Source organism: Pseudomonas sp. MF5691, assembly GCF_016405645.1.
Taxonomy (GTDB): domain Bacteria; phylum Pseudomonadota; class Gammaproteobacteria; order Pseudomonadales; family Pseudomonadaceae; genus Aquipseudomonas; species Aquipseudomonas shahriarae.
The window spans coordinates 388,177-414,133 of the sequence record NZ_JAEKDC010000003.1; the positions used below are offsets into that span (position 1 = coordinate 388,177).

Consider the following 25,957-nt stretch of genomic DNA (forward strand, 5'->3'; position numbering starts at 1 on the left):
CCTCCTGGGGCGCTCTGCGCCCCGCTGCCAAGGGCAAACGCAGAGCGTTCAGGGCTGCATTCCCACGCGGAGCGTGGGAACGATCACAGGCCAGACACCACACAATCTGCAGGCATAAAAAAACGCCCCCGGCCTTTCGACCGGGGGCGTTTTTTTTCAGCTGGAACTAAGTATCAGTTCTTGGCCTTTTTGGCAGCGCGGGTACGCTCGCCTTCGTCCAGGATCTTCTTACGAAGACGGATGGACTTCGGCGTTACTTCGCACAGCTCGTCGTCCTGGATGAATTCCAGAGCCTGTTCCAGGGTGAAGCGAACAGGTGGAACCAGGGCGATGGTTTCGTCTTTACCCGAAGCACGCATGTTGTCGAGCTTCTTGCCTTTGGTTGGGTTGACGCCCATGTCGTTGTCACGGCTGTTCAGACCAACGATCTGGCCGTTGTAGATCTCTTGACCGTGTTCAACGAACAGCTTGCCACGCGCCTGGAGGGTTTCCAGGGAGTAGGTCAGCGCCTTGCCGGTTTCTACCGATACCAGAACACCGTTCTGACGGCCGGACATGTCGCCGGACTTCATGGTGTCGTAGCGATCGAAGATCGAGGTCAGGATGCCAGCACCGTTGGTCAGGGTCAGGAACTGGTTACGGAAACCGATCAGACCACGAGCAGGGATGTTGTATTCCAGACGCACACGGCCTTTGCCATCCGGCACCATGTTGGTCAGGTCGCCCTTACGCAGGCCCATCTCTTCCATGACCTTGCCCTGGGATTCTTCAGGGGTGTCGATGGTGACGTTTTCGAACGGTTCCTGCTTCACGCCGTCAACGGTACGGATGATCACTTCAGGACGACCAACGCCCATTTCGAAGCCTTCGCGACGCATGGTTTCGATCAGTACCGAGAGGTGCAGCTCACCACGGCCGGAAACCTTGAACTTGTCAGCCGAGTCGCCTTCTTCAACGCGCAGTGCAACGTTGTACAGCAGCTCTTTGTCCAGACGTTCCTTGATGTTACGGGAAGTCACGAACTTGCCTTCTTTACCGCAGAAAGGCGAGTCGTTTACCTGGAAGGTCATGGAAACGGTTGGCTCGTCAACGGTCAGAGGCTTCATCGCCTCGACAGTGTCCGGCTGGCACAGGGTGTCGGAGATGAACAGCGAGTCCATACCGCTTACGCACACGATGTCGCCGGCGAAAGCTTCTTCAACGTCGATACGGTGCAGACCGTGGTGACCCATCAGCTTCAGGATACGACCGTTACGCTTCTTGCCGTCGGCGCCGATAGCCACAACCGGGGTGTTCGGCTTGACGCTACCACGAGCGATACGGCCAACGCCGATAACACCCAGGAAGCTGTTGTAGTCCAGTGCCGAGATTTGCATCTGGAACGGACCGTCACGGTCAACCTTCGGAGGTGGCACGTGGTCAACGATCGCCTGGTACAGCGGGGTCATGTCTTCCGCCATGGCGGTGTGTTCCAGACCGGCAATACCGTTCAGGGCAGAGGCGTAGATCACTTGGAAATCAAGTTGTTCTTCGGTAGCACCCAGGTTGTCGAACAGGTCGAAGATCTGGTCCAGAACCCAGTCCGGACGCGCGCCTGGACGGTCAACCTTGTTGATGCACACGATCGGACGCAGGCCGGCTTCGAAAGCCTTCTTGGTCACGAAACGGGTTTGCGGCATAGGGCCGTCTTGGGCATCAACCAGCAGCAGAACGGAGTCAACCATCGACATTACGCGTTCTACTTCGCCGCCGAAGTCGGCGTGGCCCGGGGTGTCCACGATGTTGATGTGGTAGCCGTTCCAGTTGATAGCGGTGTTTTTTGCCAGGATGGTAATACCGCGCTCTTTTTCCTGGTCGTTGGAGTCCATCACGCGCTCGTCGTTGAGCTCGTTGCGCTCCAGGGTGCCGGATTGACGCAGGAGTTTGTCTACCAGGGTGGTTTTACCATGGTCAACGTGGGCAATGATGGCGATGTTACGTAGATTTTCGATCACTTGTGTATCTCGATCAGAGGATTCGGTGTGCTGACAGGTCGTGGCAGCGATTAACAGTAGAGTCAGGCCTTGCCGTTACAGCTTGACGGCAGAGTCGGGGGGCCGGTGACGCAGGCCACAGGCAAACAGCCCCGGGCTCTTAGCTCGGTCGATAAACGCGCACATTGGCATATCCCTCACTGAGCAAATGGTGGGCATGCAGGCGACTCATCACGCCTTTGTCGCAATACAGCAGGTACTGACGGCTGTTATCCAGTTCCTTGAAACGCGCGTTCAGTGCATAGAACGGCAGCGTTTGCACGTCGATGCCAGCGATTTCCAGTGGCTCATCTTCAGCGGCATCCGGGTGACGGATGTCGATGACGATCTGGCCGGCCAGGGCTTCGCTGACTTCTTCGATCTGCACATCCTGGCCCAATTCATCGATTACCCGATCAATCGGCACCAGTTTGGCGTTCTCGAGCGCTCGCTCCAGAATCGCCATGTCGAATTCTTTCTCTTCATGCTCCACGCGGTAGCGCTTGGCATGGGTCTTGGGGTTCACCGAGATGACCCCGCAGTACTCTGGCATGTGCTTGGCGAAATCAGCGGTGCCGATTTCGTTGGCCAGGTCGATGATGTCTTGCTTGTGGCTGGCGATCAGCGGGCGCAATACCAGCTTGTCGGTCACACAGTCGATCACGGACAGGTTCGGCAGGGTCTGGCTGGAGACCTGGGAAATCGCCTCGCCGGTAACCAGCGCTTCGATTTGCAGGCGGTCGGCGATTTTCGACGCTGCGCGCAACATCATACGCTTCAATACGACGCCCATATGACCGTTATCGACTTTTCCGAGAATTTCTCCCAGGACTTCCTCGAACGGTACGCTGACAAACAGCACGCGCTGGGAGCTGCCGTACTTCTTCCAGATATAGTGCGCGACTTCCATCACGCCCAATTCATGTGCACGCCCGCCCAGGTTAAAGAAGCAGAAGTGGCTCATCAGGCCGCGGCGCATGATCTGGTAGGCCGCCACGGTGGAGTCGAAACCGCCGGACATCAGTACCAGGGTCTGCTCCAGCGCGCCCAGCGGATAGCCGCCGATGCTGTTGTGCTGGCTGTGGATCACAAACAACCGTTGGTCGCGAATTTCGATGCGCACTTCGATTTGCGGCTCTTTAAGCGAAATTCCAGCGGCGCCGCACTCGCGACGCAGCTTGCTGCCGACGTATTTCTCGACATCCATGGAGCTGAACGGGTGCTTGCCGGCACGCTTGCAACGCACTGAAAAAATCTTGCCTTCAAGGCTGTTGCCGAAGTGCAGTTTGCATTTTTCAGTGATGTCGTCGAAATCGCCCAGCGGGTACTCGTCGACCTGCAGGAAGTGCGCGATGCCCGGCATGCAGCTCAGGCGCTCGGTCATGTCTTTCAAGGCTTTGGCGTCAGTAATGCGGGTTTCCAGCTCGAGATTGTCCCACACACCGTTCACCACCACAGCCGGGTCCAGGTCACGGAGCACGGCGCGGATATTCTTGGCCAATTGACGGATGAAACGCATCCGTACCGGTCGGCTCTTGATGGTGATTTCGGGGAAGACTTTAACGATTAATTTCATGGAAACAGCGCGCGCAGGGCCAGCCGAAAAAGGGGGGCGCGGATTATAGCGGAAATCGCTCAAGGTTTGACCAGTTAATATACAAACGGCACACCACGCACCAAACAGGTGCATTTACAGGCAGTTGCGCTACATTGCAGTGCGCAATTTTTGCCGTTTTTTCGATTTGCACCTTTATAGGGGCGATTTTGAGGCAAAAAACCCATGTCGGGGCACTGGCATGCAATTTGCTCTCTTGTGAGGCAGGTTGCCATGGCGGACTATCCGCGCCGGCATCACCCACATTCTAAGGGCTACTCCACTACCCAAGCCCGAAGCCACCCGGAGGACACTATGTCGAAGTCGGTTCAACTCATCAAAGATCATGACGTTAAATGGATTGATCTGCGCTTCACGGACACCAAAGGCACTCAGCACCACGTGACCATGCCGGCTCGCGATGCGCTGGATGACGCCTTCTTCGAAGAAGGCAAAATGTTCGACGGCTCCTCCATTGCTGGCTGGAAAGGCATCGAAGCCTCCGACATGATCCTGATGCCGGACGACTCCACCGCCGTACTCGATCCGTTCACCGAAGAGCCGACCCTGATCATCGTCTGCGACGTGATCGAGCCTTCGACCATGCAAGGCTACGACCGCGACCCACGTGCGATCGCCAAGCGTGCCGAGGAATACCTGAAGTCCACCGGTATCGGTGACACCGTATTCGTGGGCCCGGAACCAGAATTCTTCATCTTCGACCAAGTGAAGTTCAAGTCCGACATCTCCGGCTCGATGTTCAAGATCTACTCCGAACAAGGTTCGTGGATGTCCGACCAGGACGTGGAAGGCGGCAACCATGGCCACCGTCCAGGTATCAAAGGTGGTTACTTCCCGGTTCCGCCGTTCGACCACGACCACGAAATCCGTACCTCCATGTGCAACGCCATGGAAGACATGGGCCTGGTCATCGAAGTGCACCACCACGAAGTGGCCACTGCCGGCCAGAACGAAATCGGTGTGAAGTTCAACACCCTGGTGGCCAAGGCTGACGAAGTCCAGACCCTGAAGTACTGCGTACACAACACTGCCGTTGCCTATGGCCGTACCGCTACCTTCATGCCTAAGCCACTGTACGGCGATAACGGTTCGGGTATGCACGTTCACCTGTCCATCGCCAAAGATGGCAAGAACACCTTCGCTGGCGAAGGTTATGCCGGCCTGTCCGACACTGCCCTGTACTTCATCGGCGGTATCATCAAGCACGGTAAGGCCCTGAATGGCTTCACCAACCCGTCGACCAACTCCTACAAGCGTCTGGTCCCAGGTTTCGAAGCACCGGTAATGCTGGCCTACTCGGCTCGCAACCGTTCCGCGTCGATCCGTATTCCTTACGTGTCCAGCCCTCGCGCTCGCCGTATCGAAGCACGCTTCCCGGATCCAGCAGCCAACCCGTACCTGGGCTTTGCTGCACTGCTGATGGCTGGCCTGGACGGCATCCAGAACAAGATCCACCCAGGCGACGCCGCCGACAAGAACTTGTACGACCTGCCGCCTGAAGAGGCCAAAGAGATCCCACAAGTGTGCGGCAGCCTGAAAGAAGCCCTGGAAGAGCTGGATAAGGGCCGTGCGTTCCTGACCAAAGGCGGCGTGTTCAGCGACGACTTTATCGACGCCTACATCGCCCTGAAAAGCGAAGAAGAAATCAAGGTCCGCACCTTCGTACACCCACTGGAATACGAGCTGTACTACAGCTGCTGATCCGGTAGCGCTGCTTAACGTGGCGTGACAAAAAGACCTCCTTCGGGAGGTCTTTTTTTTGCCTGAAACAATGACTATCCACCTTTGCAAACCCCATCAGAACTGTAGGAGCTGGCTTGCCTGCTCCTACAGTTTGACTGGGGTTTTTCAGGAAATATTTGATCGCTGAACAGAATGTGGGAATTCGCACTATATTGGTGCGATAGGTTGCACCCTTGCCCACCCATCAACCCATTTTGGGTCGAAATCTCCCGAGAGAGCTGGCCGAACGCCATAGTTTCGCGCCTAAAGCCCCCATTTCAGGGCTTTTACGCTTCTTTTCGGAGCCTTGGTTTGGTTTTTGCATTTTCCTGGTATCAGCGTGTGCCTCAAGCCCACGCCTTGCTCCAAAAGAGGTCCTAATGACCATCAGCGACGCACTGCACCGCTTGCTACTCGACAACCTGACCACCGCGACCATTCTGCTCAATGACGAACTGCGCCTTGAGTACATGAACCCCGCGGCGGAGATGCTCCTGGCCATCAGCGGTCAGCGCAGCCATGGGCAATTTATCAGCGAGCTGTTCACCGAGTCCGCCGAGGCCTTGAGTTCCTTGCGCCAGGCCGTGGAGCAGGCCCACCCGTTTACCAAGCGTGAAGCGATGCTCACGGCCCTCACCGGCCAGACCCTGACCGTCGACTACGCGGTAACGCCGATCCTGAGCCACGGCGCCACCTTGCTGCTGCTGGAAGTGCATCCCCGGGATCGCCTGCTGCGCATCACCAAGGAAGAAGCCCAGCTGTCCAAGCAGGAAACCAGCAAGATGCTGGTGCGCGGCCTGGCCCATGAGATCAAGAACCCGTTGGGCGGGATTCGCGGCGCCGCACAGTTGCTGGCCCGCGAGCTGCCGGATGAGAACCTCAAGGACTACACCAACGTCATCATCGAAGAAGCCGACCGCCTGCGTAACCTGGTGGACCGCATGCTCGGCTCCAACAAGCTGCCGTCGCTGGCGATGACCAATATCCATGAGGTGCTGGAGCGCGTCTGCCAGTTGGTGGAGGCCGAAAGCCAGGGCTGCATCACCCTGGTGCGCGACTATGACCCGAGCATTCCCGATGTCCTGATCGACCGCGAGCAGATGATCCAGGCGGTGCTCAATATCGTGCGCAACGCCATGCAAGCCATCAGCAGCCAGAACGAGTTGCGCCTGGGGCGCATCAGCCTGCGCACCCGCGCCTTGCGCCAGTTCACCATCGGCCATGTGCGCCATCGCCTGGTAACCAAGGTCGAGATCATCGACAACGGCCCGGGTATCCCGGCCGAACTGCAGGAAACCATTTTCTTCCCAATGGTCAGCGGCCGCCCGGACGGTACCGGGCTGGGCCTGGCCATTACCCAGAACATCATCAGCCAGCACCAGGGCCTGATCGAATGTGAAAGCCATCCCGGCCACACGACCTTTTCGATCTTTCTGCCACTGGAACAAGGAGCCCCATCGACATGAGCCGTAGTGAAACTGTCTGGATCGTCGATGACGACCGTTCCATCCGCTGGGTCCTGGAGAAAGCCTTGCAACAGGAAGGCATGACCACCCAGAGCTTCGACAGCGCCGATGGAGTGATGAGCCGCCTGGCACGCCAGCAGCCCGACGTGATCATCTCCGATATCCGCATGCCCGGCGCCAGTGGCCTGGACTTGCTGGCGCGGATTCGCGAGCAGCACCCGCGTTTGCCGGTGATCATCATGACCGCGCACTCGGATCTGGACAGCGCTGTCGCGTCCTACCAGGGCGGCGCCTTCGAGTACCTGCCCAAGCCGTTCGACGTCGATGAGGCGGTGGCGCTGGTCAAGCGCGCCAACCAGCACGCCCAGGAACAGCAAGGCCAGGCCGTGGTACCGACCCTGACCCGCACCCCGGAGATCATCGGTGAAGCACCGGCGATGCAGGAAGTGTTTCGCGCCATCGGGCGCCTGAGCCACTCCAACATCACCGTGTTGATCAACGGTGAGTCCGGGACAGGTAAAGAGCTGGTGGCCCATGCCCTGCACCGTCACAGCCCACGGGCGGCCTCGCCGTTCATCGCACTGAACATGGCGGCGATCCCCAAGGACTTGATGGAGTCCGAGCTGTTCGGCCACGAAAAAGGCGCGTTTACCGGCGCGGCCAACCTGCGTCGCGGGCGTTTTGAACAGGCGGACGGCGGCACGCTGTTCCTCGATGAAATCGGCGACATGCCGGCCGACACCCAGACCCGGCTGTTGCGGGTACTGGCCGACGGTGAGTTCTATCGTGTCGGCGGCCATACGCCGGTCAAGGTCGACGTGCGCATCATCGCCGCGACCCACCAGAACCTGGAAACCCTGGTGCACGCCGGCAAGTTTCGCGAGGACTTGTTCCACCGCCTGAACGTGATCCGCATCCATATCCCACGCATGTCGGACCGCCGCGAAGATATCCCGACCCTGGCCCGCCACTTCCTCAGCCGCGCCGCCCAGGAGCTGGCGGTGGAGCCCAAGCTGCTGAAGACGGAGACCGAGGAATACCTGAAGAACCTGCCATGGCCGGGCAACGTGCGCCAACTGGAGAACACTTGCCGCTGGATCACGGTGATGGCGTCCGGGCGCGAAGTGCATATCAGCGACCTGCCACCGGAGCTGTTGAGCCTGCCCCAGGATTCAGCACCGGTGACCAACTGGGAACAGGCCCTGCGCCAATGGGCCGACCAGGCCCTGGCCCGCGGCCAGTCAAGCCTGCTGGACAGCGCCGTGCCGACCTTTGAGCGGATCATGATCGAAACCGCCCTCAAGCACACCGCCGGCCGGCGTCGTGATGCCGCAGTGCTGCTGGGCTGGGGCCGCAATACCTTGACCCGCAAGATCAAGGAATTGGGGATGAAGGTCGATGGTGGGGATGATGATGAGGGCGAAGAGGCCTGAGTACAGCCCTCCAGCACATGAATGACCTAATGTGGTGAGGGCTTATGTGGGAGCTGGCTTGCCTGCGATTGCATCACCTCGGTATATCTAAAAGGCCGAGGTGCCCGCATCGCAGGCAAGCCTGCTCCCACATTTGTGTGGTGTGCACCGCTTCAACGCACCATGAACCGCTATCGCGCACAAAACCCAGGCCACTTTCAAATAAATCCTGAGCCCTGAAAACACCAAAGCCCCGTAATCCGGGGCTTTGCGCTTTATAAAAGAAAACTCTCAGACAATCTCGCCACTCTGGCACGCCCCCTGCAATAACCCTGGTACTACCCAGTTTCGGGGACCTTGGTACAGGCAGGCCGAGAATCCCCTCTTTAATTCGAGCGTCAAACCGTTTTGGGAGCCCTGGTACAGGCAGGCCGGGAACTCCCTCTTTTATTGCTCCAGGAGATGGATCTCCAGTCGCCAGCGGTCATCGACCGCCTTGCCCGACCATTCCCCCCGCAGGGGCCGCGCCGCCACCAGGTTCAGCAGCAAGCCAGCATCGGTCTTGCGCACGCGCCAGTTCACATCCTTGTCATTGACCTTCAATTGCCCCGCCTGGGCCTGGCCCTGGGCGTCGAACAGCAGCGCCACGGTGCCGTCGATATGCTCGCCATGCAGCTTCGGCTCGCTGTTGAACCACACCACCAGGCCATCTGCGGCGGGCTCGACCTGCAGCAAGGCAGTCGGGTCCGGGGTGGTCAGGCGACCGATCATCAAACCCACCATCAGGCCGACAATCGCCAGCGAGCCCAGGACGCGAGGCAATAGCTTCGGCCTGGGGTCGTCTTCAGGGGTAGAATGCGCTGCATCTTTATCTTCGGAGCCGTGCATGTTTCACGTCATCCTTTTTCAACCAGAAATTCCGCCGAATACCGGCAACGTTATCAGGCTGTGCGCCAACAGTGGCTGCCACCTGCATTTGATCGAGCCGCTGGGCTTCGAGATGGACGACAAGCGCCTGCGCCGCGCGGGCCTGGACTATCACGAGTACGCCACCCTGCAGCGCCACGCCGACCTCGCCAGTTGCCTGGAGAGCCTGGGCCAGCCGCGCCTGTTTGCGTTCACCACCAAGGGCTCGCGGCCGTTTCATGATGCCAGCTTTGCCGAAGGGGACGCCTTCCTGTTCGGCCCAGAGAGCCGTGGCCTGCCGGCAGACGTACTCGACGCCCTGCCCGACGGCCAGCGCCTGCGCCTGCCGATGCGCGAAGGCTGCCGCAGCCTGAACCTGTCCAACACCGTGGCCGTCGCCGTCTATGAAGGCTGGCGCCAGCTCGGGTTCAAATAACCCCCAAAACCAAATGTGGGAGCGGGCGTGTGTGGGAGCCGGGCTTGCCCGCGATGCAGGCACCTCGGTGTGTCAGTGACACAGAGGTGATGCTATCGCTGGCAAGCCAGCTCCCACACACGCCCGCTCCCACATTTAGAGCAGCGTCGGGTTCAGCTTACTGAACCGTCGGTGCGCCTTCCTGTTGCATGCGCTGCAGCTCTTGCGCATACAGGGCATCGAAGTTCACCGGGGCCAGCATCAGGGCCGGGAACGAGCCACGGGTGACCAGGCTGTCCAGGGTCTCGCGGGCATACGGGAACAGGATGTTCGGGCAGAACGCGCCCAGGGTGTGGCTCATGGACGCATCGTCCAGGCCCTGGATCAGGAAGATACCGGCCTGCTGGACTTCAGCGATGAATGCCACTTCTTCACCGTTCTTCACGGTGACCGACAGGGTCAGTACCACTTCGTGGAAGTCGCCTTCGAGCTGCTTCTGACGGGTGTTCAGGTCCAGGCCGACGCTTGGGGTCCATTCCTGACGGAAGATCGCCGGGCTTTTCGGCGCTTCGAACGACAGGTCACGCACGTAGATACGCTGCAGGGAAAATTGTGGGCCTTGAGCCTCTTCTGCTGCCGCTTCGATGTTCGGTTGGTCAGTCATCTCGCAGATCCTTCTTGATCTTGGGGTCTTTTAGGTTTTTGGAGTCAGACGTGAAGCAGCGCGTCGAGTTTACCGGCGCGCTCCAGGGCGAACAGGTCGTCGCATCCACCGATATGCTGGGTACCGATCCAGATTTGCGGCACAGAGGTGCGCCCCGCCTTCTGGGCCATCTCGGCACGCACCGCAGGCTTGCCATCGACCTTGATCTCTTCGAAGGCAACCTTTTTGCTCTGGAGCAACTGCTTGGCTCGCATGCAATAGGGGCAATAATCGCTGGAATAAACGACAACCTGGCTCATATCACTTCACCAACGGCAGGTTATCGGCGCGCCAGCTGGAGATACCACCCGACAGCTTGGCGGCGGTGAAGCCGCTTTTCATCATTTCGCGGGCATGGCCACCGGAGTGCTGGCCTTGGGCGTCGACCAGGATAATGGTCTTGGCCTTGTGCTTTTCCAGCTCGGCGATGCGGGCGATCAGCTTGTCCTGGGGAATATTCAGCGCGCCGACGATATGACCGGCGGCAAAGTCCTTGGCCGGGCGGATGTCGACGACAACGGCCTGGTCCTTGTTGACCAGCGCGGTCAGCTCGGCGGTGCTGAGGCTACGGCCGCCACGGCTCACTTCATGAGCAATCAGCAGCGCCAGCAGTACGACGAAGGCACCGACCAGCAGATAGTGAGAGGTAGCAAATGCAATCAGGTGATCAACCATCAAGGAGGTTCCAGGGCGTTAAAATGGCGGTAAGTATACACAGCCGCCATGGGGGGCCAACCCCCGTAAAGCGGTGACGGCATCGGAACTTCGCTTTAAACTGCCACTCCCTTTTCAATCGCCTTCCTTTAATAACGCCGCGAGAGGATCTATGACTACCACGCCTAAACCTTTGGTCCTGATGATTCTCGATGGCTTCGGTCACAGTGAAAACCCCCACGACAACGCCGTATTCGCGGCGAACAAGCCGGTACTGGACCGCCTGTGCGCCAGCGTACCCAATGGCCTGATCTCCGGATCGGGCATGGACGTCGGCCTGCCGGACGGCCAGATGGGCAACTCCGAAGTCGGCCATATGAACCTGGGCGCCGGACGAGTGGTATATCAGGACTTCACCCGTGTGACCAAAGCCATCCGCGATGGCGAGTTCTTCGAGAACCCGACCATCTGCGCCGCGGTGGATAAAGCCGTTGCCGCCGGCAAGGCCGTGCACTTCATGGGCCTGCTGTCCGACGGTGGCGTACACAGCCACCAGGATCATCTGGTAGCCATGGCCGAACTGGCCTTCAAGCGCGGTGCCGAGAAGATCTACCTGCACGCCTTCCTCGATGGCCGCGATACCCCGCCCAAAAGCGCGCAATCGTCCATCGAACTGCTGGACGCGACCTTCGCCGCCCTCGGCAAGGGCCGTATCGCCAGCCTGGTCGGCCGCTACTTCGCCATGGACCGCGACAACCGCTGGGACCGCGTGTCCCAGGCCTACAACCTGATCGTCGACGGCAACGCCGAATTCAACGCTGCCACCGCCCAGCAAGGCCTGGAAGCCGCCTACGCCCGTGGCGAGAGCGATGAGTTCGTCAAGGCCACCACCATCGGCGAGCCGGTGAAGGTCGAAGATGGCGACGCCGTGGTGTTCATGAACTTCCGCGCCGACCGTGCCCGCGAGTTGAGCCATGTGTTCGTCGATGAGGGTTTCAAAGACTTCGAGCGCGCGCGCCGCCCGCAGGTCGAATTCGTGATGCTCACCCAATACGCCGCCAACATCCCGGCCCCGTCGGCCTTCGCCCCGGGCAGTCTGGAAAACGTGCTGGGTGATTACCTGGCGAAGAACGACAAGACCCAGCTGCGCATCGCTGAGACCGAGAAATACGCCCACGTCACGTTCTTTTTCTCCGGTGGCCGCGAAGAACCGTTCCCCGGCGAAGAGCGCATCCTGATCCCGTCGCCGAAAGTCGCCACCTACGACCTGCAGCCGGAAATGAGCGCGCCGCAAGTTACCGATAAAATTGTCGACGCCATTGAACACCAGCGTTATGACGTGATCGTGGTCAACTACGCCAACGGCGACATGGTCGGCCACAGCGGCAACCTGCAAGCAGCAATCAAGGCCGTGGAATGCCTGGACCTGTGCGTAGGCCGGATCGTCGAGGCCCTGGAGAAGGTCGGCGGCGAAGCGCTGATCACCGCTGACCACGGCAACTGCGAGCAGATGTCCGACGAATCCACCGGCCAGGCCCACACAGCCCACACCACCGAGCCAGTGCCATTCATTTATGTCGGCAAACGCGACTTCAAGGTGCGCGAAGGCGGCGTGCTGGCGGACGTGGCACCGACCATGCTCATGCTGATGGGCCTGGAGAAACCTGCCGAGATGACCGGCACCTCGATTCTGGTCTGATTTTAAAACCACCACCAAACAATGTGGGAGCGGGCTTGCCCGCGATAGCGACGGATCGGTCGACATTGCTATGGCCGACACAGCGCAATCGCGGGCAAGCCCGCTCCCACATGGGTAAGTGGCGTTTTTGAAGGTGGCTTTTAGCCACACCCCCGCCACTCGGCACCTAACTTGCCCGCCAGCCTGAATTGGGCGTTTTTTTTGCAGCGTGGGGCGGGCATACTAGGCCGTCCCTTTCCCTGGTGTCGCCCGCCTCTATGCTTCGCGCCTTGATTACCCTTGCTCTTGTCTGCGTGCTCCAACCGGCCTTGGCCGACGAACGTGCGCAAACCCAACAACAGTTGGACGCTACGCGTCAGGACATTACCGAGCTGAAAAAGCTGCTCGGCAAGCTCCAGGAAGAAAAATCCGGGGTGCAGAAAGACCTGCGCGGCACGGAAACCGAAATGGGCAAGCTGGAGAAGCAGGTCCAGGAGCTGCAAAAAGAATTAAAGAAGAGCGAGTCGGAACTGGAGCGACTCGACGGTGAGAAAAAAAAACTCCAGAGCGCGCGCGTTGAACAGCAACGCCTGATCGCGATCCAGGCCCGTGCCGCCTACCAGAACGGCCGCCAGGAATACCTCAAGCTGCTGCTCAACCAGCAGAACCCGGAAAAATTCGCCCGCACCCTGACCTACTACGATTACCTGAGCACCGCGCGCCTGGAGCAACTCAAGAGTTTCAACGAGACCCTGCGCCAGTTGGCCAACGTCGAGCAGGAAATCGCTGACCAGCAAAGCCAACTGCTGGCCCAGAAGAGCAGCCTGGACACCCAGCGCGACGAACTGGACAAAGTGCGCAAGGAGCGCCAGCAGGCCCTGGCCAAGCTCAACAACGACGTAAAAGCCCGTGATGCCAAGTTGCAGGCGCGTCAGCAGGACCAGGCCGACCTGGCCAAAGTACTCAAAACCATCGAGGAAACCCTGGCACGCCAGGCCCGCGAGGCCGAAGAAGCGCGGCAGAAAGCGCTGATGGCCCAGCAGGAAGCAGAAAAAAAGCGCCAGCGTGAAGCCGAGGCGCTCGCCAGCGACGCCCCGCGTAAACCGGCGCGTGCAGCACCCGGGCCGCTGGTTTCCAGGGCCGGCGAATCGTTTGGCGGGCCTTTTGCTACTGCCCGAGGCAAACTTCCATGGCCAGTTGATGGTCGACTACTGGCACGCTTTGGTGAAACCCGTGGCGATGACACCCGTACCAAGTGGGATGGCGTGATGATCAGCGCCTCTGCGGGCAGCCAGGTGCACGCCGTCCACGGCGGGCGCGTGGTGTTCGCCGATTGGTTGCGCGGCGCCGGGTTGCTGGTGATTCTTGACCACGGCAATGGCTATTTGAGCCTGTACGGCCACAATCAAACGTTACTCAAGGCCGCAGGTGATGTTGTAAAAGCCGGTGAATCCATCTCCACTGTCGGTAACAGTGGTGGCCAGGACACCCCGGCGCTGTACTTTGCTATTCGTCAGCAGGGCCGCCCGAGCGACCCTGCACAATGGTGTCGCGCCCAAGGATAGGCCGCACCTACATTAGGAGTTCGTTCGACATGCTGCATTTGTCCCGCCTCACTTCGCTGGCCCTGACGATCGCCCTGGTGATCGGCGCGCCTATGGCATTCGCCGACCAGACCGCACCGTCTGCCATGGCCGCGACCACCAAGGCACCGCTGCCGCTGGACGAATTGCGCACCTTTGCCGAGGTCATGGACCGGATCAAGGCCGCCTATGTCGAACCCGTGGACGACAAGACCCTGCTGGAAAACGCCATCAAAGGCATGCTCAGCAACCTCGACCCGCACTCTGCCTACCTGGGCCCGGAAGATTTCGCCGAGCTGCAGGAAAGCACCAGCGGCGAATTCGGCGGCCTGGGCATCGAAGTCGGCGCCGAGGACGGCATCATCAAGGTGGTGTCGCCAATCGACGACACCCCGGCGTCCAAGGCCGGCATCCAGGCCGGCGACCTGATCGTCAAGATCAACGGCCAGCCGACCCGTGGCCAGACCATGACCGAAGCCGTCGACAAGATGCGCGGCAAGGTCGGCCAGAAAATCACCCTGACCCTGGTGCGCGACGGCGGCAGCCCGTTTGACGTGACCCTGACCCGAGCCACCATCGTGGTCAAGAGCGTGAAGAGCCAGTTGCTGGAGTCGGGCTACGGCTATATCCGCATCACCCAGTTCCAGGTCAAGACCGGCGACGAAGTGGCCAAGGCCCTGGCCAAGCTGCGCAAGGACAACGGCAAGAAGCTCAACGGCATCGTCCTGGACCTGCGCAACAACCCCGGCGGCGTGCTGCAATCAGCGGTGGAAGTGGTCGACCACTTCATCACCAAAGGCTTGATCGTGTACACCAAGGGCCGCATTGCCAACTCCGAGCTGCGCTTCTCGGCCACCGGCAAGGACCTCAGCGAAAACGTACCGCTGGCGGTGCTGATCAACGGCGGCAGCGCCTCGGCCTCGGAAATCGTCGCCGGCGCCCTGCAAGACCAGAAACGCGGCGTACTGATGGGCACCACCAGCTTCGGCAAGGGCTCGGTGCAAACCGTGCTGCCGCTGAACAACGAGCGGGCGCTGAAGATCACCACGGCGTTGTACTACACGCCTAATGGTCGCTCGATCCAGGCCCAGGGCATCGTGCCGGATATCGAGGTGCGCCGGGCCAAGATCACCAACGAAAGCGACAACGAGTACTTCAAGGAAGCCGACCTGCAAGGTCACCTGGGCAATGGCAACGGCGGCGCCGACCAGCCAACCGGCAGCGGCCCGAAAGCCAAGCCGATGCCACAGGACGACGATTACCAACTGGCCCAGGCGCTGAGCCTGCTCAAGGGCTTGAGCATTACGCGCAGCCGTTGATATGCGTTTTGCGCTAATCCTTGCAATGTTGTGCAGCCTGGCCGGAGTCGCCCAAGCGACGCCGGCCGACAAGCCCCACAAAGCCTACCTCACGCTTATCATCGACGACCTTGGGCAAAACCTGCCCAGGGATCGTCGTGTGCTGGCCCTGCCCGGCCCGGTGACGGCGGCAATCATGCCCGACACGCCCCACGCTGCTGAAGTCGCCCGCGAGGCCCACCGCGCCGGCAAGATCGTGATTCTGCACATGCCCATGGACCCGGCCACCGGCCCCTTCGCCTGGCACCCCGAGCTGCCCATCGAAGAACTGGGCAAGCGCCTGGATGCGGCATTCAAGGCCGTGCCTTACACCGCCGGCATCAACAACCACATGGGCAGCCGCATGACGGCCGAGCCTGGCGCCATGGCGTGGTTGATGGGCGAGCTGCAGCGTCGGCACAAGTTTTTCGTCGACAGCCGGACCAGCGCCAAGACCGTGGCGGCCGCCGAGGCTCAGAAAATCAACCTGGCCCACGTCTCACGGGATGTATTTCTGGATGACGAACGGACCGAAGCGGCCATCGCCACGCAGTTGCAGACGGCTATCAAGCTGGCCCACAAACAGGGCTCGGCGGTGATGATCGGCCATCCTTATCCACAGACCCTGGCGGTGCTGGAGCGCGAACTGCCCAAGCTCAAGGCCCAGGGTATCGAGTGGATTGATATCAAGCTGATGATCAGTGTGCGCAGCAATCGGGCGATGGCTGGGCACGGCAAGGATGGGGTTTACCGCTGAAACCTACAGATAGCGCGCCATGATCTGATCCACCACACCTTCCTTGCGTAGCTGGTCCAGCGCCGCCTGCAGCTTGGCCACCACCTCATCCGGCACCTCCTTGTTCAGCGCCAGATACAACTGGGCGCTATTGAAGCGCAGCACCGTCTTGAGCCCGGAAACCCCCACCTGGCGCGCCAGATAGCGCCCGGCCGGGTCGCCGGTGGCCCAGAGGTCAATCTGCCCCTCCATCAGCTTTTGCGCATTGTCCTGGTCGCGCAGCACGATGATCGGCTTGAGCCCGCGCTTTTCCAGGGTCTGGGCAATGGCATCGCCTTTGTAGGCACCGATCTTGTAGCTACGGGCGTGCTCAAGGTCGGTCAGCTGGATCTTGCTGTCAGCCTTGGCCAGCAGCACCCAGTCATCCGGGCCGATGGGGCCGACCCACTTGAACAGCGCTTCGCGGTCCGGCAGGCGCGCCATGACAAACACGCCGTAGCCTGGTTTTTCCAGGGCGAGTTTATAGATCCGCTCCCAAGGGAAGCGCAGCGTGAGGTTGTAGGAAATACCAGCCTGCTTGAAAGTCTCGCGGACAATGTCCACCGCGATGCCTTCGATGTTCTCGTCCTTGGCGAAGTTCTTGCCGTTTTTCGCCATGTTGTAGGGCGGAAAGTTCTCCGTCAGCAGCACCAGAGAAGTGCCAGACGGCTCAGCGGCATTGGCCGAGCCCGCCAACAGAATGGAAGAACTGGCGAGGGCAAGCAGCAGGTCTTTGAGCATGTAGGGGTACCGGAATCCATGGCAGGCCCCAGAGTGCCGCGAGCCTGCCATGGTGTCCAGTGACGTTTAGCGGACGACGATTCCGCGTGCTGCCATGTAGGCCTTTGCCTCAGGCACGGTGTATTCGCCAAAGTGGAAAATACTCGCCGCCAGCACCGCGCTGGCGTGGCCTTCGATAACGCCGTCGGCCAGGTGTTGCAGGTTGCCCACACCACCGGACGCAATCACTGGAATGCCCAGTGCGTCACTGATGGCGCGGGTCACGCCCAGGTCAAAGCCGTTTTTCATGCCGTCCTGATCCATGCTGGTCAGCAGGATTTCACCGGCGCCCAGGCCTTCCATCTTCATCGCCCACTCCACCGCATCCAGGCCGGTCGGCTTGCGCCCGCCGTGGGTGAAGATCTCCCAGCGCGGGGTTTCACCCGGGCCGGAGACTTTCTTGGCGTCGATGGCGACGACGATGCATTGCGAACCGAAGTGCTGCGCCGCTTCGCCGACAAACTCCGGGTTGAACACCGCGGCCGTGTTGATCGAGACCTTGTCCGCACCCGCGTTAAGCAGGTTACGAATATCCTGCACGGTGCGTACGCCACCGCCCACGGTCAGCGGGATAAACACCTGGCTGGCCATGCGCTCGACGGTATGCAGCGTGGTATCGCGGCCGTCGACGCTGGCGGTGATGTCGAGAAAGGTAATCTCGTCGGCACCCTGCTCGTCGTAGCGACGGGCGATTTCCACCGGGTCGCCGGCGTCACGGATGTTCTCGAACTTGACGCCCTTGACCACCCGACCGTTGTCGACGTCCAGGCAAGGGATGATGCGTTTGGCCAGCGCCATGGTCAGTCCTCAGCCTTTGTAGGCATCGCAGTAAGCCTGGGCTTCGGCGACGTCCAGGGTGCCTTCGTAGATCGCCCGGCCGGTGATGGCGCCGATGATCCCCGGCGCCTTGGCGTCCAGCAGCGACTTGATATCGCCCAGGTTGTGGATACCGCCGGAAGCAATCACCGGGATCTTGGTGGCGGCCGCCAGCGCAGCGGTAAACGGTACGTTGCAGCCCTGCATCATGCCGTCTTTGGCGATGTCGGTATAAACGATGGCGGACACACCGTCGGCCTCGAACTGCTTGGCCAGGTCGATCACCTGCACGGTGCTGATTTGCGCCCAGCCGTCTGTAGCGACGAAACCATCCTTGGCGTCCAGGCCCACGATGACCTTGCCCGGAAACGCGCGGCAGGCTTCGGCGACGAAGGCCGGGTCTTTCACCGCCTTGGTGCCGATGATCACGTAGCTCACGCCCGCCTTGACGTAGTGCTCGATGGTTTCCAGGGAGCGGATACCGCCACCGATCTGGATCGGCAGGTTCGGGTAGCGCTTGGCGATGGCCGTCACCACTTCGCCATTGACCGGTTGGCCTTCAAAGGCGCCGTTCAAGTCCACCAGATGCAGGCGACGGCAGCCGCCCTCCACCCACTTGGCAGCCATGCTCACCGGGTCATCGGAAAACACTGTGGAATCTTCCATGCGGCCCTGGCGCAGACGTACACAAGCGCCGTCCTTGAGATCGATAGCGGGGATAATCAGCATCTGGCAAACCTTATTCGATATTCAGCATTGCTCGGAAAATCAGGGTTTTTCGAGCGCCCACAAGTCGCTTTCGATGCTTTCGAACCTTTCTTTAAGGTGCGTCTGCACATCGAAAATCGCCCTGTTGTAATAGTGCGGAGCAATTTCAGTGGTGAACAGCTCGAGGATCTCAGCCACCTCGAACGACCCGAGACGGAGCTCGAAGCGATCTTCCATGAAACGCTTGATCTTGTCGGTCGCCTCACTCTCCTGCTGGGGAGTGAGATTGAGGATCGGTGGCTTGATCTTCTTGGCCATTACCAGCGCCCGTCCCAACTGGCGAAGTTCTGCAACAGTTGCAGGCCATGGGTATGGCTTTTCTCCGGGTGGAACTGCACGGCAAAGCGCGAACCTTCGGCCAGCGCTGCGGCGAAATCGACGCCGTAGTGCCCGCCACCCACCACCTGGCGCGGGTTACCGGCGGCGATGTAGTAGCTGTGGACGAAGTAGAAACGCGCCATGTCCGGGATGTCATGCCACAGCGGGTGGTCGACGGTGCGGCGCACTTCGTTCCAGCCCATGTGCGGGACTTTCAGATGCTCGCCGTCTTCGTGCAGATCCTTGCCGAAAAACTTCACCGCGCCTGGGAACAGGCCGATGCAGTCGACGCCGCCGTTCTCTTCACTGCGGTCGAGCAAGGCTTGCATGCCCACGCAGATCCCGAGGAACGGCCGGTCCTGGCTGACTTCGCGCACCAGGCTGTCAAAGCCCAGGCGGCGGATTTCGGCCATGCAGTCGCGAATCGCGCCCACACCGGGGAACACCACACGGTCGGCTTCGCGGATCACCTGCGCATCGCTGGTGATCAGCACCTTGCCGGCACCGACGTGCTCGAGGGCCTTGGCCACCGAATGCAGGTTACCCATGCCGTAGTCGATAACCGCGACCGTCTGCATTACAGAACGCCCTTGGTCGACGGCATTTGCCCGGCCATGCGGTCATCGAGCTCCACGGCCATGCGCAGGGCGCGGCCGAAAGCCTTGAACACGGTTTCGATCTGGTGGTGGGTGTTGGTGCCACGCAGGTTGTCGATGTGCAGGCTGACCAGAGCGTGGTTGACGAAGCCCTGGAAGAATTCCTGGAACAGGTCCACGTCAAAGCCACCCACCGTGGCGCGGGTGTAAGGCACGTGCATCTGCAGGCCTGGGCGGCCCGAGAAGTCGATGACCACACGCGACAGCGCCTCGTCCAGCGGGACATAGGCATGGCCGTAACGGCGGATGCCCTTTTTGTCGCCGATGGCCTTGGCAAACGCCTGGCCGAGGGTGATACCGACATCCTCCACGGTGTGGTGGTCGTCGATATGCAGGTCACCCTTGCTGACGATATCCAGGTCGATCAGCCCATGACGGGCGATTTGATCCAGCATGTGCTCAAGAAAAGGAACACCGATATCAAATCGGGCCTTTCCGGTGCCATCCAGGTTGATCGAGGCTTTGATCTGGGTTTCCAGAGTGTCGCGCTCGACGGACGCCTTACGTTCGGCCATCACCAGCTCCGCAAAATCATTGGGCGAAAAAGGTGGTCATTATAGGGGCTGCGGGCGCTAAACAGAAACATCGAAGGGGATAAGACTGACGGCCTGTCGGGCATAGACATGTCAGTACAAGTGCGGGAGCTGGCGTGCGTGGGAGCTGGCTTGCCTGCGATGCAGACGCCTGCGTACTACAGATACACCGAGCAGGTTCTATCGCGGGCAAGCCCGGCTCCCACAGGAACCGGGCCCACACGGGTTATGCGGTGTTAGTGGAACAGCACTGCAGTCTTCTGCAAGGTCACCCACACGCCCCACGCCAGCGGAATACCCACCACCAGCCACGCAGCAATCGCCAATGGCACGGTGCCGGAAGCGGCTTTCCACTCCAGGGAAGTGCTGGCATCGGCACCCTTGTCATGGCCCAGCGCCTGTTCGGCGGCCAGTTCGGCGTCGGTCATGAAGTACTTGTCGGCCACCGGACGCACCAGCAGGTTGCAGATAAAGCCCAGCACCAACAGGCCGGCGAGGATGTACAAGGTGATGTCATAAGCCGCAGCACGCTCCACGCCAATGCTCAGCTGATACTCACGCAGGTAGTTGACCAGCACCGGGCCCAGCACGCCGGCCGCCGCCCAGGCAGTCAGCAGGCGACCGTGGATCGCACCGACCATTTGCGTACCGAACAGGTCCGCCAGGTAGGCCGGCACGGTCGCGAAGCCGCCGCCGTACATCGACAGGATGATGCAGAACGCCGCCACGAACAGCGAGACGTTGCCCAAGTGGCCGAGGTTCGGGATCAGCGCATACAGGGCAAAGCCCAGGGCGAAGAACACGAAGTAGGTGTTTTTACGGCCCAGGTAGTCAGAGAACGACGCCCAGAAGAACCGCCCACCAATGTTGAACAGGCTCAACAACCCGGTGAAACCGGCAGCGATGGCTGCGATGGAAGCCAGTTGCCCGGCATCCAGTTGGCCAAATGGCACATCCACACCCAGCAACTTGCCACCAAACACTTCCTGCAACAGCGGCGACGCCATGCCGAGAATGCCGATACCGGCCGATACGTTCAGGCAGAGCACCAGCCACACCAGGCGAAATTGCGGGGTTTTCCAGGCCACGTTCACGTGCACGTGGCGATGGGTAATCATCGCGTTGCTGGCTTTTTTCGCCGGCGCGGTCCAGCCCTCAGGCTTCCAGCCGGTCGGCGGGACGCGGTAGGACAAGGCGCCGCCGATCATGAACACGAAGTAGATCGCGGCCATCACCAAGAAGCTCTGCCATACGCCCACGCCAGTCGGCGAAGCGAAGTGGCCCATCAGTGCCGCTGCCAGGGGGGCGCCGACCATCGCACCACCACCAAAGCCCATGATCGCCATGCCGGTGGCCATGCCGCGCTTGTCCGGGAACCACTTGATCAGGGTCGAGACCGGCGAGATATAGCCCAGGCCCAGGCCGATACCGCCGATGACCCCGGAGCCGAGCCACATCAGCCAGATCTGGTGGGTATAGATCCCCAGCGCCGAGATCAGCAGGCCACCACACCAGCACAGTGCCGAGACCACACCGGCTTTGCGCGGCCCGGCGTGTTCCAGCCAGCCGCCCCAGATAGCGGCCGAGCAGCCCAGGAAGATGAAGAACAGGGTGTAGATCCAGCCCAGCATGGAGATCGGCCAGTCGCAGGACGACGAGAAGATCTGCGCGATAAAGCTCATGTCCGGCGCGCACGCGACCGGTGCGGTGACGCCCAGCGCCTTGGACAGTGGCAGCCAGAACACCGAAAAGCCGTAGGCCATGCCGATGCACAAGTGGATAGCCAGGGCGGCCGGCGGAACCAGCCAGCGGTTAAACCCTGGCTTGGCGATGATGCGTTCCTTGGACAGGAACGCAGGCTGCGCAGCAGGAATGCCGGCCGCAGTGCTAGTGTTCATTGGTGTTTCCCCCAGTTGTTGGTCTGTGTTCGCCAGGCGCTCTCCTCCTCGGCCTTTGCACGCAATGCGTGGCCGTTTTGTCGAGTGAAGCTCCCTGTAAGCGCGACGTTTCGTCGCAGAAGGCGGGCGAACGCGCAAAGATTAGCATTTGGCGCCGCGAGAAAAACCAAACTGACACTACCTTTTTCGGCTCATCTGTTTTGTTTGACACTATGTAACGATGCGTAAACAGCCGCAGGTCCAGCGGCGTTATACTCTGCGGCTAAATTTTGAAATCGACATACAAGGACTCGCCCATGAAAGCGTTCGGCAAAATCCTGGGTCTGGTACTTCTCGGGCTGTTGCTGATCATTGTGGCTCTGGGCTTTGCCCTGACCCACCTCTTCGATCCCAACGACTACAAAGACGAGATTCGCCAGATTGCCCGCGACAAGGCCCACATCGAGCTGACGCTCAATGGCGATATCGGCTGGAGCCTGTTCCCGTGGCTGGGCCTGGAGTTGCATGAAGCCAGCGTGGCCACCCTGAGCAATCCTGCCCAGCCGTTTGCCGATCTGCAGATGCTCGGCCTGTCGGTACGGGTACTGCCGCTGCTGCGTCGTGAAGTGCAGATGAGCGATGTGCGCGTCGAGGGCCTGAACCTGCGCCTCAACCGCGACAAGCAAGGCCACGGCAACTGGGAAGATATCGGCAAGGCACCGCCCGTTGCAGCCACCGGCACCGCCGAGGCACCCGTGACGACTGCGCCAACCACGGCGCCAGCGCCGGACAAACCGGCTCAGCCGATCCGCCTGGATATCGACAGCCTGACGGTCAACAACGCCCGCATCGAGTACAACGACGAGCAGACCGGCAAGCAATTCAGCGCCGAGAGCATTCAGTTGAGCACCGGTGCCGTGCATGAAGGCGCGAGCATCCCGGTCAAACTCACTGCCTTCTTCGGCAGCAACCAGCCAGTGATGCGGGTCAAGAGCGAACTCAGCGGCGAGCTGCGTTTTGATCGCGCCCTCAAGCGCTATCAGTTCGAAGACATGAAAGTCGCAGGCGAAGCCACCGGCGAGCCGCTGCAAGGCAAGACCGTGACCTTTGCCACCCAGGGCCAGTTGCTGGTGGACCTGTCGGCGAACATTGCCGAGTGGACCGGCCTCAAGCTGTCGCTCAACCAACTGCGGGCACTGGGCGAAGTAAAGGTCAACGACCTGGATAAAACCCCACAGATCAGCGGCGCCCTGTCGATTGCCCAGTTTGACCTGGCCAAGTTCCTCGACAGCGTCGGCCAGCCCCTGCCGGCCATGGCCCCAGGGAGCCTGAGCAAAGTCGAACTGGTCAGCCGCCTGCAAGGCACGCCGTCGAGCATGGCCCTGGAAGACCTCAACCTGAAAGTCGACGGCAGCACCTTTACCGGGCGCCTGGCGGTGGAGGACTTTGCCAAGCAATCCTTGCGCGTGCAGCTCAAGGGCGACACGTTCAATGCCGACCATTACCTGCCCGCCAAGTCCGAAGCCGCCAACAGCGCCGCCGTCGCACGCCAGGCCGAAGTGCAAAGCAGCGAAGCCGGGGCCATGGCCGCCGGTGGCACCACGCCGTTGCCGGACGCGCCGACCAAAGGCGCCTGGAGCACCGACAAACTGCTGCCCCTGGCGCGCCTGCGCGGCCTGGACGTGATTGCCGACCTGTCCTTCGGCCAACTGACCCTGAGCCAGTTGCCCATCGAGAATGCAGCCCTCAAGGCCTCCGGCCAGGGTGGCCAGTTCAAGCTCGACACCTTGAGCGGTGGCCTCTATAACGGCACGTTCCAGGCCAACGGCAGCCTCGATGCACGGGAAGATGTGCCGGTGCTGGCGTTGCAGACCAAAATCAAGCAAGTACCGGTCGAGCGCATCCTGCAAGCCCAGGGGCAAACCCCGCCGGTCAAGGGCCAGATCACCCTCGACAGCAACCTGAACGGGCGTGGCAACAGCCAGAAAGCGCTGATCGACAGCCTCAACGGCACCGCCAGCTTTGTGATCAACAATGGCGTGCTGCTCAATGCCAACCTTGAGCAACAGCTGTGCACGGGTATCGCCCTGCTCAACCGCAAGACCTTGGCCACGACACCGCGCAGCAAGGACACACCGTTCCAGGAACTCAAGGGCAACCTGACCTTCCGTAACGGCGTGGCGAGCAACCCGGACCTGAAAGTGCGCATCCCCGGCCTGACCGTCAACGGCAATGGCGACGTGGACCTGCGTGTACTGGGCATGGACTACCGCGTGGGCATCATCGTCGAGGGCGACAAGCGCGACATGCCGGACCCGGCCTGCCAGGTCGGCTCGAACTTCCAGGGTATCGAAGTGCCGCTGCGCTGCCGTGGCCCGCTGGAACTGGGCGCCAAAGCCTGCCGCCTGGACAAGGACGGCCTGGGCCAGGTGGCCGCCAAGATGGCGGGCAACAAGCTCAGCGAGAAGATTGAAGAGAAGCTCGACAAGGTCAATCCCAAGCTCAAAGACGCCCTCAAAGGTTTGTTCAACCGATGAGAAACGAGCAATTTTCAGCGGCCGTGCTCGACTGGTACGACCGCCACGGTCGCCATGACTTGCCCTGGCAACAGGGCATCACCCCGTATCGGGTGTGGGTCTCGGAAATCATGCTGCAACAGACCCAGGTCAGCACCGTGCTCAATTACTTCGACCGTTTCATGGCTTCGCTGCCAACGGTCGAGGCCCTGGCGGCCGCGCCGGAAGATGAAGTACTGCACCTGTGGACCGGGCTGGGCTACTACACCCGGGCGCGCAACCTGCAGAAGACTGCCAAGATCGTGGTGGCCGAATACGGCGGCGAGTTTCCCCGCGATGTAGAGAAACTCACCGAACTGCCGGGCATCGGCCTGTCCACCGCCGGTGCCATCGCCAGCCTGAGCATGGGCCTGCGCGCACCGATCCTCGACGGCAACGTCAAGCGCGTGCTGGCACGTTTTACTGCCCAGGAGGGCTATCCGGGCGAGCCCAAGGTGGCCAAGCAGTTGTGGGCCACTGCCGAGCGCTTTACCCCCCACGACCGCGTCAATGCCTACACCCAGGCCATGATGGACATGGGCGCCACCCTCTGTACCCGCAGCAAGCCCAGTTGCCTGCTGTGCCCCCTGGAAAAGGGCTGCGAGGCGCACATGCTGGGCCTGGAAACCCGCTACCCGATCCCCAAGCCGCGCAAGACCATCCCGCAAAAGCGCACGCTGATGCCGATGCTGGCCAACCAGGAGGGCGCGATCCTGCTTTACCGTCGCCCCTCTACGGGCCTTTGGGGCGGGCTGTGGAGCTTGCCGGAGCTGGACGACCTGAACGACCTGGAACACCTGGCCAACCAGCACTCACTGGCGCTGGGCAAGCATCAGGCGCTACCTGGACTGGTCCACACCTTCAGCCACTTCCAGCTGGCTATCGAACCCTGGCTGGTGCAGGTCGAGGAATCGGCCCATCACGTGGCCGAGGCCGACTGGCTCTGGTATAACCTCGCCACCCCGCCGCGCCTGGGCCTTGCCGCCCCGGTGAAAAAACTGCTGAAGCGCGCGGCCGACGTATTGAACGCAGGAGTTTCGTCATGACCCGCACCATCATCTGCCGCAAGTATCACGAAGAACTGCCAGCCCTGGAGCGTGCCCCATTCCCGGGCGCCAAGGGCCAGGACATTTTCGACCACGTCTCCGCCAAGGCCTGGGCCGACTGGCAGAAGCACCAGACCCTGCTGATCAACGAAAAACGCCTGAACATGATGAACGCCGAAGACCGCAAATATCTGCAGGGCGAGATGGACAAGTACTTTTCCGGCGAGGATTACGCCAAGGCCGACGGCTACGTGCCGCCTGCTCAATAATTGAGCAAAAACCGGGGTTGGCACGTAAGCGACGGTAATAATTAAATATTTTTTGAAAACT

Annotated in this window: 24 protein-coding genes; 11 read left to right on the top strand and 13 right to left on the bottom strand. The window is 60.8% G+C overall.

The features are described from left to right. Positions 1-173 precede the first annotated feature (173 nt). On the bottom strand, positions 174-1,994 hold the full coding sequence (gene typA / locus JFT44_RS07035; protein WP_024072901.1) for a translational GTPase TypA: 1,821 nt from the start codon (positions 1,992-1,994) through the stop codon (positions 174-176). A gap of 139 nt (positions 1,995-2,133) precedes the next feature. Beyond that, a complete protein-coding gene (gene thiI, locus JFT44_RS07040) occupies positions 2,134-3,588 on the bottom strand; it encodes a tRNA uracil 4-sulfurtransferase ThiI (protein ID WP_057437149.1) in 1,455 nt (484 codons plus the stop codon). Between the two features lie 333 nt (positions 3,589-3,921). Between thiI and glnA the strand changes: the two genes are divergently transcribed. From glnA to ntrC, 3 genes are all read left to right on the top strand, one after another. Continuing rightward, complete coding sequence (gene glnA / locus JFT44_RS07045) at positions 3,922-5,328, top strand: glutamate--ammonia ligase (RefSeq protein WP_057958042.1); 1,407 nt, start codon at positions 3,922-3,924, stop codon at positions 5,326-5,328. A gap of 401 nt (positions 5,329-5,729) precedes the next feature. Then, positions 5,730-6,815, top strand: a complete 1,086-nt coding sequence (gene glnL / locus JFT44_RS07050) for a nitrogen regulation protein NR(II) (RefSeq protein ID WP_057437145.1) — start codon at positions 5,730-5,732, stop codon at positions 6,813-6,815. Further along, positions 6,812-8,248 carry a nitrogen regulation protein NR(I) gene (ntrC, locus tag JFT44_RS07055; protein ID WP_057444610.1) on the top strand — a complete coding sequence of 479 codons (1,437 nt, stop codon included), beginning with the start codon at positions 6,812-6,814 and terminating at the stop codon, positions 8,246-8,248. Before glnL ends, ntrC begins: the two co-directional genes overlap by 4 nt. Before the next feature lie 426 nt (positions 8,249-8,674). Here ntrC and JFT44_RS07060 read toward each other — a convergent pair whose 3' ends face one another. Next, positions 8,675-9,115, bottom strand: coding sequence for a hypothetical protein (locus JFT44_RS07060; RefSeq protein ID WP_057958040.1), 441 nt, complete (start codon positions 9,113-9,115; stop codon positions 8,675-8,677). Between JFT44_RS07060 and JFT44_RS07065 the strand changes: the two genes are divergently transcribed. Further along, positions 9,114-9,569: a tRNA (cytidine(34)-2'-O)-methyltransferase gene (locus JFT44_RS07065; protein WP_057437141.1), complete on the top strand. Its 456-nt coding sequence runs from the start codon at positions 9,114-9,116 to the stop codon at positions 9,567-9,569. The two genes, JFT44_RS07060 and JFT44_RS07065, sit on opposite strands and share 2 nt — an antisense overlap. A gap of 157 nt (positions 9,570-9,726) precedes the next feature. Here the strand turns inward: JFT44_RS07065 and secB are convergent, their stop codons facing one another. The 3 genes from secB to JFT44_RS07080 are packed head-to-tail and all read right to left on the bottom strand — an operon-like array spanning position 9,727 to position 10,926. Further along, positions 9,727-10,212 carry a protein-export chaperone SecB gene (gene secB / locus JFT44_RS07070; RefSeq protein ID WP_057437139.1) on the bottom strand — a complete coding sequence of 162 codons (486 nt, stop codon included), beginning with the start codon at positions 10,210-10,212 and terminating at the stop codon, positions 9,727-9,729. A gap of 44 nt (positions 10,213-10,256) precedes the next feature. Continuing rightward, entirely contained in the window at positions 10,257-10,511 is a 255-nt protein-coding gene (gene grxC / locus JFT44_RS07075; RefSeq protein ID WP_115127178.1) for a glutaredoxin 3, read from the bottom strand. 1 nt (position 10,512) lies between these two features. Then, the gene (locus JFT44_RS07080) at positions 10,513-10,926 is read right to left on the bottom strand and encodes a rhodanese-like domain-containing protein (protein ID WP_029295907.1); all 414 of its coding nucleotides are present in this window, start codon (positions 10,924-10,926) and stop codon (positions 10,513-10,515) included. A gap of 151 nt (positions 10,927-11,077) precedes the next feature. On the opposite strand from JFT44_RS07080, the gene gpmI reads away from it, so the two are divergent. The 4 genes from gpmI to JFT44_RS07100 all read left to right on the top strand — a co-directional run bounded on the left by gpmI (position 11,078) and on the right by JFT44_RS07100 (position 16,260). Then, positions 11,078-12,604, top strand: coding sequence for a 2,3-bisphosphoglycerate-independent phosphoglycerate mutase (gpmI, locus tag JFT44_RS07085; RefSeq protein WP_169989250.1), 1,527 nt, complete (start codon positions 11,078-11,080; stop codon positions 12,602-12,604). A 257-nt stretch (positions 12,605-12,861) separates the two neighbouring features. Then, a complete protein-coding gene (locus JFT44_RS07090; RefSeq protein ID WP_057958037.1) occupies positions 12,862-14,148 on the top strand; it encodes a murein hydrolase activator EnvC in 1,287 nt (428 codons plus the stop codon). A 29-nt stretch (positions 14,149-14,177) separates the two neighbouring features. Beyond that, positions 14,178-15,485: a S41 family peptidase gene (locus JFT44_RS07095; RefSeq protein WP_057958036.1), complete on the top strand. Its 1,308-nt coding sequence runs from the start codon at positions 14,178-14,180 to the stop codon at positions 15,483-15,485. Position 15,486: 1 nt separating this feature from the next. Then, positions 15,487-16,260, top strand: a complete 774-nt coding sequence (locus JFT44_RS07100; protein WP_057958035.1) for a divergent polysaccharide deacetylase family protein — start codon at positions 15,487-15,489, stop codon at positions 16,258-16,260. Between the two features lie 3 nt (positions 16,261-16,263). On the opposite strand, the gene JFT44_RS07105 is transcribed toward JFT44_RS07100, so the two are convergent. From JFT44_RS07105 to JFT44_RS07135, 7 genes are all read right to left on the bottom strand, one after another. Next, entirely contained in the window at positions 16,264-17,019 is a 756-nt protein-coding gene (locus JFT44_RS07105) for an ABC transporter substrate-binding protein (RefSeq protein ID WP_057444609.1), read from the bottom strand. Positions 17,020-17,085: 66 nt separating this feature from the next. Then, positions 17,086-17,856 carry an imidazole glycerol phosphate synthase subunit HisF gene (gene hisF, locus JFT44_RS07110; protein ID WP_003171107.1) on the bottom strand — a complete coding sequence of 257 codons (771 nt, stop codon included), beginning with the start codon at positions 17,854-17,856 and terminating at the stop codon, positions 17,086-17,088. A 9-nt stretch (positions 17,857-17,865) separates the two neighbouring features. Beyond that, positions 17,866-18,603: a 1-(5-phosphoribosyl)-5-[(5-phosphoribosylamino)methylideneamino]imidazole-4-carboxamide isomerase gene (hisA, locus tag JFT44_RS07115; protein ID WP_038445290.1), complete on the bottom strand. Its 738-nt coding sequence runs from the start codon at positions 18,601-18,603 to the stop codon at positions 17,866-17,868. A 39-nt stretch (positions 18,604-18,642) separates the two neighbouring features. Beyond that, positions 18,643-18,900: a DUF2164 domain-containing protein gene (locus tag JFT44_RS07120; protein ID WP_029295898.1), complete on the bottom strand. Its 258-nt coding sequence runs from the start codon at positions 18,898-18,900 to the stop codon at positions 18,643-18,645. Next, positions 18,900-19,538: an imidazole glycerol phosphate synthase subunit HisH gene (gene hisH / locus JFT44_RS07125; protein WP_057437127.1), complete on the bottom strand. Its 639-nt coding sequence runs from the start codon at positions 19,536-19,538 to the stop codon at positions 18,900-18,902. The genes JFT44_RS07120 and hisH overlap by 1 nt, the downstream gene beginning before the upstream one ends. Further along, entirely contained in the window at positions 19,538-20,131 is a 594-nt protein-coding gene (gene hisB, locus JFT44_RS07130) for an imidazoleglycerol-phosphate dehydratase HisB (protein WP_003218037.1), read from the bottom strand. The genes hisH and hisB overlap by 1 nt, the downstream gene beginning before the upstream one ends. Positions 20,132-20,385: 254 nt before the next feature. Then, a complete protein-coding gene (locus JFT44_RS07135) occupies positions 20,386-22,047 on the bottom strand; it encodes an OFA family MFS transporter (protein ID WP_057958034.1) in 1,662 nt (553 codons plus the stop codon). A gap of 296 nt (positions 22,048-22,343) precedes the next feature. Between JFT44_RS07135 and JFT44_RS07140 the strand changes: the two genes are divergently transcribed. The 3 genes from JFT44_RS07140 to JFT44_RS07150 are packed head-to-tail and all read left to right on the top strand — an operon-like array spanning position 22,344 to position 25,896. Next, entirely contained in the window at positions 22,344-24,563 is a 2,220-nt protein-coding gene (locus JFT44_RS07140; RefSeq protein WP_120731290.1) for an AsmA family protein, read from the top strand. Continuing rightward, positions 24,560-25,627 carry an A/G-specific adenine glycosylase gene (mutY, locus tag JFT44_RS07145; protein WP_057958032.1) on the top strand — a complete coding sequence of 356 codons (1,068 nt, stop codon included), beginning with the start codon at positions 24,560-24,562 and terminating at the stop codon, positions 25,625-25,627. Before JFT44_RS07140 ends, mutY begins: the two co-directional genes overlap by 4 nt. Beyond that, a complete protein-coding gene (locus JFT44_RS07150; protein ID WP_038445278.1) occupies positions 25,624-25,896 on the top strand; it encodes an oxidative damage protection protein in 273 nt (90 codons plus the stop codon). The genes mutY and JFT44_RS07150 overlap by 4 nt, the downstream gene beginning before the upstream one ends. The last annotated feature ends 61 nt before the right edge of the window (positions 25,897-25,957 follow it).